Origin of the sequence: Flavobacterium sp., from assembly GCF_044376915.1 — a bacterium.
Taxonomy (GTDB): Bacteria; Bacteroidota; Bacteroidia; order Flavobacteriales; family Flavobacteriaceae; genus Flavobacterium.
Genome location: NZ_JBILKB010000062.1, coordinates 1 through 12,244, shown reverse-complemented (window position 1 = coordinate 12,244; position 12,244 = coordinate 1). Strand labels below are relative to the sequence as shown.

At 33.4% G+C, this 12,244-nt stretch carries 12 protein-coding genes, 3 tRNA genes, 1 pseudogene and 1 riboswitch; of the genes and pseudogenes, 4 read left to right on the top strand and 12 right to left on the bottom strand.

All coding sequences use genetic code 11. The features are described from left to right. The 3 genes from ACIQ6Z_RS07360 to ACIQ6Z_RS07350 form a co-directional block, all read right to left on the bottom strand. The coding region (locus ACIQ6Z_RS07360) for an ABC transporter ATP-binding protein (protein WP_396210265.1) at nt 1-759 on the bottom strand (759 nt) is incomplete at its 3' end. A 2-nt stretch (nt 760-761) separates the two neighbouring features. Then, nucleotides 762-1,787, bottom strand: a complete 1,026-nt coding sequence (locus ACIQ6Z_RS07355; protein WP_396210264.1) for a FecCD family ABC transporter permease — start codon at nt 1,785-1,787, stop codon at nt 762-764. 95 nt (nt 1,788-1,882) lie between these two features. Beyond that, nucleotides 1,883-3,013 (bottom strand): ABC transporter substrate-binding protein, encoded by a 1,131-nt coding sequence (locus ACIQ6Z_RS07350; RefSeq protein ID WP_396210263.1) that lies wholly within the window; start codon nt 3,011-3,013, stop codon nt 1,883-1,885. Between the two features lie 257 nt (nt 3,014-3,270). Beyond that, nucleotides 3,271-3,472: riboswitch (cobalamin riboswitch) on the top strand. 78 nt (nt 3,473-3,550) lie between these two features. Between ACIQ6Z_RS07350 and ACIQ6Z_RS07345 the strand changes: the two genes are divergently transcribed. The 3 genes from ACIQ6Z_RS07345 to ACIQ6Z_RS07335 all read left to right on the top strand — a co-directional run bounded on the left by ACIQ6Z_RS07345 (nt 3,551) and on the right by ACIQ6Z_RS07335 (nt 6,859). Continuing rightward, nucleotides 3,551-5,488 carry a TonB-dependent receptor plug domain-containing protein gene (locus ACIQ6Z_RS07345; protein WP_396210262.1) on the top strand — a complete coding sequence of 646 codons (1,938 nt, stop codon included), beginning with the start codon at nt 3,551-3,553 and terminating at the stop codon, nt 5,486-5,488. 307 nt (nt 5,489-5,795) lie between these two features. Continuing rightward, on the top strand, nt 5,796-6,323 hold the full coding sequence (locus tag ACIQ6Z_RS07340; protein ID WP_396210261.1) for a DUF4252 domain-containing protein: 528 nt from the start codon (nt 5,796-5,798) through the stop codon (nt 6,321-6,323). 2 nt (nt 6,324-6,325) lie between these two features. Next, a complete protein-coding gene (locus ACIQ6Z_RS07335; RefSeq protein WP_396210260.1) occupies nt 6,326-6,859 on the top strand; it encodes a DUF4252 domain-containing protein in 534 nt (177 codons plus the stop codon). A gap of 26 nt (nt 6,860-6,885) precedes the next feature. Here ACIQ6Z_RS07335 and ACIQ6Z_RS07330 read toward each other — a convergent pair whose 3' ends face one another. From ACIQ6Z_RS07330 to ACIQ6Z_RS07300, 7 genes are all read right to left on the bottom strand, one after another. Further along, nucleotides 6,886-7,329, bottom strand: coding sequence for a beta-carotene hydroxylase (locus ACIQ6Z_RS07330; protein ID WP_396210259.1), 444 nt, complete (start codon nt 7,327-7,329; stop codon nt 6,886-6,888). Between the two features lie 13 nt (nt 7,330-7,342). Continuing rightward, nucleotides 7,343-8,182: a phytoene/squalene synthase family protein gene (locus ACIQ6Z_RS07325; protein ID WP_396210258.1), complete on the bottom strand. Its 840-nt coding sequence runs from the start codon at nt 8,180-8,182 to the stop codon at nt 7,343-7,345. A gap of 1 nt (nt 8,183) precedes the next feature. Further along, on the bottom strand, nt 8,184-9,644 hold the full coding sequence (locus ACIQ6Z_RS07320) for a phytoene desaturase family protein (RefSeq protein WP_396210257.1): 1,461 nt from the start codon (nt 9,642-9,644) through the stop codon (nt 8,184-8,186). A gap of 47 nt (nt 9,645-9,691) precedes the next feature. Then, entirely contained in the window at nt 9,692-10,594 is a 903-nt protein-coding gene (locus ACIQ6Z_RS07315) for a MerR family transcriptional regulator (protein WP_396210256.1), read from the bottom strand. A 109-nt stretch (nt 10,595-10,703) separates the two neighbouring features. Beyond that, a tRNA-Leu gene (locus tag ACIQ6Z_RS07310) sits at nt 10,704-10,786 on the bottom strand. Nucleotides 10,787-10,830: 44 nt separating this feature from the next. Further along, nucleotides 10,831-10,903: transfer RNA gene (locus tag ACIQ6Z_RS07305), tRNA-Lys, on the bottom strand. A gap of 28 nt (nt 10,904-10,931) precedes the next feature. Continuing rightward, nucleotides 10,932-11,004 (bottom strand) — tRNA-Lys (locus ACIQ6Z_RS07300). Between the two features lie 125 nt (nt 11,005-11,129). Between ACIQ6Z_RS07300 and ACIQ6Z_RS07295 the strand changes: the two genes are divergently transcribed. Next, a complete protein-coding gene (locus ACIQ6Z_RS07295) occupies nt 11,130-11,648 on the top strand; it encodes a shikimate kinase (RefSeq protein ID WP_396196976.1) in 519 nt (172 codons plus the stop codon). Here the strand turns inward: ACIQ6Z_RS07295 and ACIQ6Z_RS07290 are convergent. After that, on the bottom strand, nt 11,640-12,134 hold the full coding sequence (locus ACIQ6Z_RS07290; RefSeq protein WP_396196977.1) for a phosphoribosyltransferase family protein: 495 nt from the start codon (nt 12,132-12,134) through the stop codon (nt 11,640-11,642). The two genes, ACIQ6Z_RS07295 and ACIQ6Z_RS07290, sit on opposite strands and share 9 nt — an antisense overlap. 8 nt (nt 12,135-12,142) lie before the next feature. Further along, nucleotides 12,143-12,244 (bottom strand): annotated as a pseudogene (locus tag ACIQ6Z_RS07285) (SAM-dependent methyltransferase); the annotation flags it as partial.

The window sequence follows — 12,244 nt, the reverse complement described above, 5'->3', positions numbered from 1 at the left end:
TGCATCAAAAGATAAATGTTCCGAATCAAATAACGTATTGAATATCCCACTTTGTATTAAATTACACGGTTGGTCTTGTACGATTTCATGGGGGGTAATGACAATCATCTCGTCCGCCATTTGAATGGCAAGGTCGATATCGTGTGTAGAATAGACAATTGTTTTGCCTGTTTCATGCGCTAATTTTTGTAATAATTTAAGCAAAGCAGCTTTGTGAACAAGATCCAAATGCGTGGTTGGCTCATCTAAAGCAATTATTGAAGTATCTTGCGATAAAGACCTGGTAATTAATGCTATTTGTAACTGACCATCACTGATCTCATCGTGCTTTTTTTCTTTTAAATGTGCAATTTCAGTACACGCAATAGCCGCTTCAATTTTTTCATGATCTTCGGAACTTAAGGTGCCCAGCCAATTGGTGTAAGGTTGTCTTCCAAGCGCAATAATTTCATAAACGGTTAAATTACTCGGAGGTAATTTATCAGTCAATACTATACTTAATTCTTTTGCTAAAGCTAACGGTTTGTAACTGTGTAGTGGTTTGTTGAGTAGGGTAATTTCACCTTGTAATGGCGGAATTATTCCGGTTAGTGTTTTTAATAAAGTTGACTTTCCGACACCATTTTCTCCAACCAATGCAAATAATTTTCCTTTTGAAAGAGCTAAATTAATGTCTTGAGCAATAACCTTGGTTTCCGATTTGGTTTTGTAACCAATGGAAAGTGCTTGGGTTTGTATGGTGTAATTTTGCTGACTCATGGTTAAAAACGTTTCTTTCGGACCAATAACCAGATGACTACGGGTGCTCCCATAACAGAAGTAATGGCGTTTATTGGTAAGGTAATATCATTTCCGGGAACTTGAGCAATAGTGTCGCAGCAAAGCATAACTATTGCGCCAAGCAAAAGCGTACTCCAGAACAATACAAAATGATTACTCGTTTGAAATACTAATTTTGCCATGTGAGGAACGGCTAAGCCTATAAAAGCAATGGGGCCGGCAAAAGCGGTGATACTACCGGCTAAAATGCTTGTGGCTATGATGATTAATATTCGGGTTTTTTTATAGTTGATTCCGATGCTTTGTGCGTATTTTTCACCCAATAATAATGCGTTTAAGGGTTTGATTACGAAGAAACTAATGCTAATTCCAACAATAACAAAAAGGGTCAATAGCGAAATCTCGTGCCAGGATAAATTTGAAATACTTCCCATAGACCAAAAAGTGAATTTTTGTAATTTTTCAGCTGACGTAAAATAAGACAATACGGATACAATAGCACTGGTAAAACTACCAAACATCAATCCAACGATTAATATTGCCATAGTATCTTTTAGTTGTTGAGAAACCAATAAAACAGCTAGTAAAACTAAGAAACTTCCTAAGCTTGAAGCCAATACTAAACCATAATTTGATAAAAAGAAGGAGGAAATCGATAGTGGTAAATATCCGGCACCAAGTATAATGAAAGCAACACCTAAGCTCGCACCCGAACTCAAACCTAGTACATAGGGTCCTGCTAAGGGGTTTCGAAATAAAGTTTGCATTAATAATCCACTCATTGAGAGTCCGATGCCAACTAATATAGCGGTAATCGCTTTGGGAATTCGAAAATTCCAAAGAATAATTTCCCAACTTTCCTTATTCATTTTTTGCGATAAAAGTCCGTTAACGACTTCTTTCAATGGAATTGACACCGAGCCTAAACTAATATTCAGCAAAAACAAAAATACCACTGCAAGCATCAAAAGAGTGAAAAGAAGGTTTTGTTTTTTGGTAAATTGCATGAAATGAATTTTTTGCTAAATTACGTTTTTTGGTTTTTTAATCACATAGGCACATAGAAATTTTAAAAATAAAGCGATGTGACTATATTTTCATTTTACTTCAACTTCTCAAAAAAAGTCAGCTGATGATTTGGTAGTACTTCAGGATGTAATATTTTCACAATATCTTTCAAAACTAAATCAGGTCGGTTTTGCGCTAATTCGTAATAAATAATGCCGCCTGTTTTGCCTTTTTTAGTACTAAAAGAATACGCATTTTTGTTTTTAACAGCTTTAAAATGAATATAATTCGGATTGTTGTCTAAAATTTCCTGAATTGAAGTAAATTGCCCTGGTCCAATCCAAAAATCGGCGTTTTGAGCCTTTTCTAAGACGCTCTCAAAAGATAAGGCTAAGCTTCCCGTTCCTCTGGTATCTTTCCATAAGTAATTACCATTAGCTTCTTTTAAAAAATAGGCGGCCCAACTATCGCCTTGTGGTAAAAACCATTGATCTTCATATATGGCTCCTGCAAAAATCGTGGGTTGTGATTTTGTTTTTTTTGCTAATGTCAAAACAGAATTGTATTCTTTTTCAATGGAAGTAAATAATTGGTCTGCTTTTTCATCTAAATCATACAAAGCACCAAAAAATTTAATCCATTCGGCTTTGCCTAAGGGTGTTTTCTCGGTCCAGTCGCCGTTATAAATGATTTTCTGACCGCTTTTTTCTAAATTTTTATACGTTTTAACATCTCCATCTACGCTAAATCCTACAATTACATCGGGGCATAAATCTAAAATAACTTCGGTATTTAAGCCTTGATTACTTCCTAAATCGCGAACTTTTCCAGCATCAATTATGGCTCTTGTTTTTACAGATGATATAAATCGAGTCGAAGGAAAACCAACCAATGTGTTTTCAACACCTAATGCTTCTAGGGCTGGAATGTGCGTAGTTGAGGTAGTGATTATTTTTTTTACGGGAACTTCAATGGCGTTGTATTGTTTTAAACTATCCGGGACGGAAACGCCTCTTTTGTGAAGTATATAAGTGTGTTTGTTTTTAGCGCCAGGATATGTATTAGATACTTTAACTATTGAAAAACCATTGTATTTTTCAATTGAAAACCCTTCTGCATACTGTATGCTATTTTTTATTGAAGTAGTTGTACTTCCAGAGTTTTCAGTATTCTTGCATTGGATAAAAACCAAAAACAATAGTATTAAGATAAATTTATAGCGCATGAAAAATCTTTTTTACAAAAGTAGTTTTTTATTTATTTGCCTCGTGATAAAAAGATTAAAAAGGAATTCTTTGTAAAACTTTTTGTAACAAAACCATTAGATTTGCCATAAAAAAAAATGAGAACAGATTCTTATGAGTTTATTTATGCCTTTGCTACTATTGTAATAGCTCATTTTGTGATTGGGTTTATTTGGTTGTGGCGAAAAATGAATAAAAAGAAATAGATTTTTTAATCTTGTTTCTTAGAAATTGACTAATTTTGTAATTGGATTTTGGTTGTTGTTTCTGATTTTTTCAAAACAACATTAAAAGGGAATTAGGTGTAAAACCTAAGCTGTACCCGCAACTGTAAGCTGTAAAGCTTGTTATTATCTACATTACCATTGTTCGCCTTGGCGAATGAGAAGGTTGATAACAAGACGCAAGCCAGGAGACCTGCCTTATTCATTGAGTAACAAACTTTCGGGAAAAAAAGTTTGAGTATGGGTAATTCTGTGCTTTTCTCCCCAATTTATTAAATTATTTATCAATTTAAAATGAACAAAAAGTTTATGGGCTTAAGTGTATTTGCACTTGCTACTGCTTTTTCGTACGCACAAGAATCAGATACCTTATCAGTAAAAAACCTTCAAGAAGTAGTGGTTTCGGACACCAAATTTGCACAGAGTAGGGAAAAATCGGGAAAAGTTATTGAAGTTATTACTGCAAAAGAATTAGATCAAAAAAAAGGACAAAGTTTAGCTAATGTATTACATCAAGTAGCAGGAGTTGAAATAAATGGTAATCAATCGTTTGGAGGTAAAAATTTAGGGTATTATATTCGTGGTGGACGCAATAGACAAACGGCTATTTATATTGATGGAATTCCTCTCACGGATGCTTCAGGCATTAATTTGGAATACGATTTGCGACTCATTTCAATCGATCAAATTGAGAAGATCGAGGTCATGAAAGGAGCCTCGAGTACGCTTTATGGATCTGGAGCTGCTACAGGTGTTATTAATATTACGTTAAAAAAATCGCCAAAAACTACATTTAATGGAAGCGCTTATACCACATTAGGCACTCAAAATACTGTAGCTACTTCAAGAACTAAAGCACAAGATATAAACCAAGGTTTTAAATTGAACGGATCGGGACATAAAGTATCTTATATGACATCATTAAATAGCAATGATACTAAAGGAATGTCAGAAGCAGCTGGAGATAACTTCGAGGAAGATTCATTTTCAAGGGTTAATGTGATGCAAAAATTTGGTTTTAAACCCAATGAAAACTTTAGTTTTGAAGTTTTTGGAACGTATGATCGTATTAAAAATACTTTTGATAATTCATTTGATGGGGTTGTTGCAAATTCAGACGATGTGAACAATGCAAATCTTTCAGAGCAAGTCAGAATTGGTTTTTTGCCAAAATATACCTACAAGAATGGTGAATTTGCAATCAATGCGGGAGCTTCAACTATTGGTAGAAAGGTGCAAATGACAAACACTTGGGCCAATACAATTGATAACTATAATTATACAGGACGTACCGTTTCAATGGATGCTTTCAACAAGTACTCTTTTACATCTTCTTTATTTATTGTTTTAGGAACCCAATATCAATATTTCGACATGATCCAAAAAGATCCTTATGCAATAGTGTCAAATGATCAAGCAAAATTTAATCTGATTGATCCCTATGCTACCCTAGTTTTTAATTCTGAACTTGGTTTAAATCTCAATCTAGGAGCTCGTTTGAATACCCACAGTGAATACGGTAATCAGGTAGTGTATAATATCAATCCAAGTTATGTTTTTGCAAATTTACCATTGAAAGTCATTGCATCATATAGTACGGCTTATATTACGCCAAGTTTATATCAATTGTACGGACCTTATGGTAATATTGCTTTAACTCCTGAAGAAAATGCTACAGCTGAATTTGGTTTTGAATCGCAATTATTGGATAAGAAGTTGACTATTAATACTGTTGGTTTTTATAGAGCTGAAGAAAATACGATTGGATTTTTCTATGATGCAGCTACTTTTGAATCCTATTATGTTACAAATATCGGAAGAAATACTGCAAAGGGATTAGAAACTACTATCCGTTATCATTTGTCCAAACAAATCACTTTTACAGGTAATTATACCTTAACTCAAGTGGATAAAATACTCAACCGTTTAATTCCTAAGAACAAGGCTAATTTAGAAGTAAATTACAATTTCAAGAGAGGCAATTTAGCGGGGCAGTATCAATTTGTTGATCAGCGAATAGACACTTATTATGATGCTAATGTTTGGGCTAAACAAACTACAAATTTATCGGCTTACCAACTTCTGAATACCACTTTTTCGTATGAGTTATTACCTAAAAGGCTTCAAGTTTTTACGGCGATAACTAATGTGATGAACGAATCGTTTCAGGAAGTTTTGGGTTATAATACGCGCGGTAGAAATTATAAATTAGGAGTCACCTTTTTATTTTAAGCAGTACTGAATTACTAGATAAAAGAAGGTTTTGGTTGTGAAATATCAAAACCTTTTTCTTTAATTGTAACAAATTTGAGTTATATTCGACTTAATTATAGGTCTTTTGTCTGCAGATAAACTTAAAATTTCACATATTAGATATAATTTTAACTAGTGCCCAGTTCTTTAAAAAAAAGGAATTAATTGGATTAAAATAAGTAGTGGTGTAGTAGAACGTTAAAGTTTTTACGAAACAATTTAATATTGGCATGGAAAATGTAGTTGGTATGAAAGCTTACAAAAATTAACATTTTAAAAATAAATCATGAAAAAAACAGTAGTAGTTATAGCATTTTTGTTAGGATCAACTCTTTCATTTGCACAAGGTGTGTTTGATAAATATGAAGATAATCCATCGGTTCAATCGTACATAGTAAACAAAACGATGTTTCAGATGATGAGTAAAGTTAAAGCTGATTCAAAAGACAAAGAAGTACAACAATATTTTAATTTACTAAAAAAATTAGATGATTTAAAAGTATTTACTACGGCAAGTGCAAAAGTAGGTATTGATATGAAAGCTACCGTAAATACATATCTAAAATCCAACCCTTTAGATGAATTAATGCGTGTTACCAATAACAATAGAAATGTAAGAATTTACACTAAACCAGGAGCTAATGAAAATATAGTTAAAGAACTATTAATGTTAATTGAAGGTGCAAATTTGAAAGATGCCGACACCATAGTTTTATCTTTAACAGGTAATTTTAGTTTGGACGAAATTTCAATGTTGACTGAAAAAATGAGGTTACCTGGTGGTGATGAATTGAAAAAAGCTTCAAAAAAGTAAGTATGTATAAATCGATATTCATACTGTTTGGTTTGTTTTTTCTAATCAATTGTGAAAATAAACCAACGTTACAAAAGTATTATGTAAAAAACACAGAATCGGATGATTTTGTTTCGGTGGATCTTGCGCCAAGTGTAATCAATACGGAAAATATAAAATTAACCCCAGATGAAAAGGCCGCTTTAGCAGCATTTGACAAAATGAATATTTTGGCCTATAAAACAGATTCAGCCCATACAGAAAAATTTGATAAAGAAATCAAGGAAGTAAAAACATTATTAAAAGAAGATAGTTACAAAGAGTTAATGAAAGTTGGTTCTGGTTCTGATGGAGCTGCTGTTTATTTTGTAGGCGATGAAGCCCATATCGATGAATTTGTAGTTTTGGCCAGCAAAAAAGAAAAAGGTTTTGCGGTAGTTCGCGTGTTAGGCAACGACATGAATCCAACCCATGTATTGAATATGCTGCAATTGCTCAAAAAGTCAGATTTACAATTGGAACAGCTCAAACCAATACAAAACATAATGAGAAAATAAAAAAAATCCCGCTAGCGGGATTTTTTTTATTTTTTATAATATTTTAAGGGAACAATCAGCATTCCAAAACATTCACCATGTTCTTTTCCAATGTGCTTGTGATGCATTTTATGAGCTCTTCTTACGGCTCTTGCATAACGGTTATCTGCATTTCTGAAGAATTTAAAGCGTTGGTGAATAAAAATATCGTGTACGAAAAAATACGCTATTCCATAGGCTAAAATTCCAAGACCAATTGCTATTCCGTAGATGAAAATATCGTATTTCCATAGCAGAAAACAACCAATACTTACAACCGCATAAAAAATAAAAAAAGCATCATTTCGTTCAAACCAAGAATCATGATCTTTTTTGTGGTGATCGGCATGTAATACCCACAAAAAACCGTGCATGATGTATTTATGACTAAACCATGCCATGAATTCCATAATAAAAAAGGTTGTGAAAAAAATTAAAATTTGTAACCACATAATTTGATTCTTTTTAAATAATGTTCAATTTATAATTTAAGTAACATTTGGCTAAAAGCCCTACTTTTTGATGATCGGGAACACGAATTCGTGTGTTTTTAATTTCCAGAGATGGTGTTTTGTTAAGTTTACTCAATAATTTTTTATAATAGATGTAGGCGGTGTAAACTCCAAATTTTGCTTCAATTGGTAATTTTTGAATGCCTTCAAAACCTGCGTCAAAATCGGCTTGAATTTCGGCAATGATTTGCTGTTTTGATGCTTCGTCCAAACAAGACAAGTCGGTATTTGGAAAATAAGTCCGACTCAAATCTTCAAAATCGGCTTTTAAATCTCTCAAAAAATTCACTTTTTGAAAAGCAGAACCCAATCGCATTGCACTGTTTTTTAAGGCTTCATATTTTGCAACATCGCCATTTACAAATACTTTTAAACACATTAAGCCTACTACATCGGCTGAACCATAAATATATTCGTTGTATTCTTCAACGGTTGTATATTTTGTTTTGACCAAATCTAACTTCATGCTTTTCATGAAAGCAGCAATCAACTCGTTAGGAATATTGTACTTGTGAACCGTGTGTTGGAACGAATTTAATATTGGATTCAAACTGATTTTTTGCGAAAGCGCTAACGCCAAATCGTTTTCAAATTGCGAAAATAGAACTTCTTTATCATACTCGTGAAAGGTGTCTACAATTTCATCAGCAAAGCGCACAAAACCATAAATATTATAAATATCCTGACGGATGGTAGGGGCTAACATTTTAACAGCGGTGGAAAAAGAAGTGCTATACGCCTTCGTAACTTTTACACTACAATCAAAGGAAACATGATCAAAAATCGACTTCATACTATTGATACTTTTCTATTAAATCGGAAACTAATTTTCCTGAAATTAATGCGGGAGGAACACCTGGTCCCGGAACAGTTAATTGGCCAGTAAAAAATAAATTGTTTACTTTTTTACTTCTCAATTTAGGTCTTAAAAAAGCAGTTTGCAACAGTGTGTTAGCCATACCGTACGCATTCCCTTTATACGAATTGTAATCATTAACAAAATCATTTACACAAAATGATTCTTTAAAGATAATATTATTTTTTACATTTTGATTGGTTAGCAGTTCAAAACGGTTAATTATTTTTTCAAAGTAACGCTCTCTTAGAGCAGGAGTGTCTTCTAATCCGGGTGCAATTGGGATTAAAAAGATACCGGCTTCTTTTCCTGCAGGTGCCGAATTTTCGTCGGTTTTAGAAGGGAAACTTGCATAAAACAATGGTTCTTCTGGCCATTTTGGATTGTCATATATGGCTTGTGCGTGCACATCAAAATCTACATCAAAAAAGAGTGAATGATGTTCTACATTTTTTATTTTTTTATCAAAACCAACATAAAATAAAAGTGAAGATGGTGCGAATGTTTTGGCATTCCAATATTTTTCGGAGTATTGGCGGTATTTTGGATCGAGTAGGGTTTCTGTGTGGTGATAATCGGCACCACTTACTACTACATCAGCTAAAATAGTTTCATTATTTACCAATAAACCGTTAGTTTTTCCGTTTACTATATTTATTTTTTCAATGGTAGCATTGGTGTGGATGGTTACGCCTAATTCTTTTGCTAAAGCTTCCATGGCTAAAATTACCGAGTACATTCCATTTTTTGGATGCCAAGTGCCCAATCCAAAATCAGCAAAATTCATGAAACTGTAAAAGGATGGTGTGTCACTAGGTTTTGCACCAAGAAATAAAACAGGAAATTCTAATATCTGAATGAGTTTGGTATTTTTGAATTTTTTCCGAACGTCTCTAGAAATGGTGCTGAAAAATTGGTTTACTTTTTTTGCAGTTTCAAGTGTAATTAACTCCAAAGGTGATTCTCCTGGGCGGTATACTAAATCTTTAATGGCAATGTTATAATTGCTTTGTGCTTCAGACATGAATTGTTCTAATTTTTTACCACTTCCTTTTTCTATGGATTCAAAGGTGGTAACAATTTCGGGCAAATTATCGGCAATGGTAACAAAATCAAGTTGGTCAAAGTATACTTGATAGGCCGGACTCAATTTGATTAATTCATAATAGTCAGATGGTTTTTTGTTGAAATCAGCAAAAAATCGTTCGAATACATCGGGCATCCAATACCAAGTTGGGCCTATATCAAAGGTGAATCCTTCTTTTTTAAGTTGTCGGGCTCTTCCGCCTATGGTTTCATTTTTTTCATAGACCACTACTGTATTACCCGCTTTTGCTAGATAGCAAGCTGCTGCTAAAGAAGAAAATCCGGATCCTATAATTGCTATTTTTTTTTGCACTTTACTGGGGGTTTATTTAAAATAGTTTGATGTTGTTGCTAGTTGAATTATAAGTATGTGGAACTAAGTTCTTCAATACTATTGTAAATGTGTATGTTATTATATTTGTTTTTATCAGATATTTGTTCTGTCATTCTTCCTAATATCAACATTTCATTATCGGTGTTTTTAATTAATTTATCGTGTATTTCATCGATATAATCAGCAATTATTTCTTGGTTGGGTTCTACCGTAAAATAACTCACAAAGGTTATTTTTTCAAAAGCATTCTTGAGGTCTAGTAAACTCTCGATTGGAATGCTTTCTCCCAAATATATTGTTTGATAACCATTTAGAAGAATTTCATAATTCAGATACATGATGCCCAATTCGTGAATTTCATTGGACGGTAAAAACAGTACAAAAACCTTTTCTTGTTTTGTTGGGGTTAAAGTTTGTACTTTTTCGGTATTGATTAATAATTTTTGTTTGATCAGATACGTAATAAAGTGTTCGTGTGCCGGTGAAATGGTATCGGTTTGCCACAAATAGCCTAATTCTTGCATTAGCGGAATAAACACCGAATAAAAAACATCTTTAAAGGTTTTCTCACTCAGTAATTTATTATAAGTGTTGAAGAATAATGTTTGGTCAAAGTTCATCATTGCAATTTTAAAGGTGCTAATTGCATGATTTTTTGCACTTTTTTCAGAAATAATATCGTTTGCCAGCTTGTTAAATTCTTCGGCGCTTAAAGTTGAAATTTTAGAAATTTTATAGCCATAATTGTGAAGTAATACGATACTTAATAACTTTTGTAAGTTTTTGATATCGTAGTAACGAATATTGGTTTCAGAGCGCATTGGCTCTAAAACATTGTATCTTTTTTCCCAAATACGTATCGTATGTGCTTTTATACCAGATAGATTTTCCAAATCTTTGATGCTAAACACATTTTTTACATTGTTCATCGTTTTGCTTTTTTTGTTAAACAAATGTAGTAAAAAAATAAACAAAAAAAAGGGTTGAGCGAAAAATCAATACAAATTATTTAAAAAACGCAGCAAAATAATAGTTAAGTGACCATGGAGGGATTTGAACCCTCACGCCCTTACGAGCACCACCCCCTCAAGATGGCGAGTCTACCGTTTCTCCACATGGCCAAAAAATAAAGACGTTGCGGTGCAACGTCTTGAAGAAATTTTTGTGACCTGGCTGGGATTCGAACCCAGGACCCCATCATTAAAAGTGATGTGCTCTACCAGCTGAGCTACCAAGTCGGTGCGTTCAAGAAATGTGTTTTTGTAGTGACCTGGCTGGGATTCGAACCCAGGACCCCATCATTAAAAGTGATGTGCTCTACCAGCTGAGCTACCAAGTCATTATTTTCTTGAATGCGGGTGCAAATATAGTAACATAAATTCGTTTTTCAATAGGTTTTTATTATAAATTTGTCTTTTTTTAAAATTAATTTATTAACTCCTTAATATATAAGGGATTATTTATATGATGAAAGTAGTTTTGGCAGGATATATGGGCAGTGGAAAGTCATCGATAGGTGTCTTATTGGCTTCAAAATTAGGAATTGCTTTTTTTGATTTGGACGCTGTTATTGAGGAAGAGGAGCAACTTTCGGTCAACGAAATATTTGCCAAAAAAGGGGAGTTATATTTTAGAAAAAAGGAACATAACGTTTTGCAAAACCTATTGCAAAACAAGGAATCTTTTGTGCTCAGTTTGGGTGGAGGAACACCTTGTTATTATGACAATCATGAAGTAATTGCCCAGTCAAATTGCACGTCCTATTATTTAAAAGGCTCGGCAGAAACATTGCGTAGCAACTTAATGGCTGATCGAGAAAAACGTCCCATTTTAGCCACTATTGATCCACTAGAATTGCCTGATTTTATCAATAAACATTTGTTTGATCGGTCCTACTATTACCACCAAATGAAGCATGTGGTGCCAATCGATGGAAAGACGATTGAAGCATTGACAGACGAATTGTATCAGTCCTTACGATAAATAGGCATACGATTCTTTTTCATCAAAAACTACTTGAATGTGTTCCTGTAAAGATGTGGAAAGAGATATTCCTTTAAAATCGGCTTTTACGGGGTATTTCTTGTGATTGCGATCGACCAAAACCGCCGTTTTAAATTTACTCAAGGTAACTTCTAAAAAATGTTTTACACCATAAATTAAGGTAGTCCCCGAATTTAATACATCGTCAATTAATACCAATCCTTTGTTTTCATATGATTCTTTTGGAATTGAAGTAACTACAGGCCCTTTTGGATCTTGTTTGTTAATTTTTACTTCACATAGCGTTACTTTAAGGTCGGAAATTTGACGAAGTTCCTCAGCTATTTTTTGGGCAAACACATAACCATTTGAAGCAATTCCGGCTAAAATCACTTCCTTTTCTGTACTAAAAGTTTCGTAGATTTGGTATGCGATTCTTTTGGTTTTGTGACGTATTTCGGTATCGGTTAAAATGATGTTTTTCATGGGTGGTGTTATTTTTTTTCAAAGATAAAAAAGAGTTCTCTATTTTGTCGCGGTTTTATAGAATTATATGCTCTTTCCATTGTTTTGATATGAAATTTCTCCAAAAATAA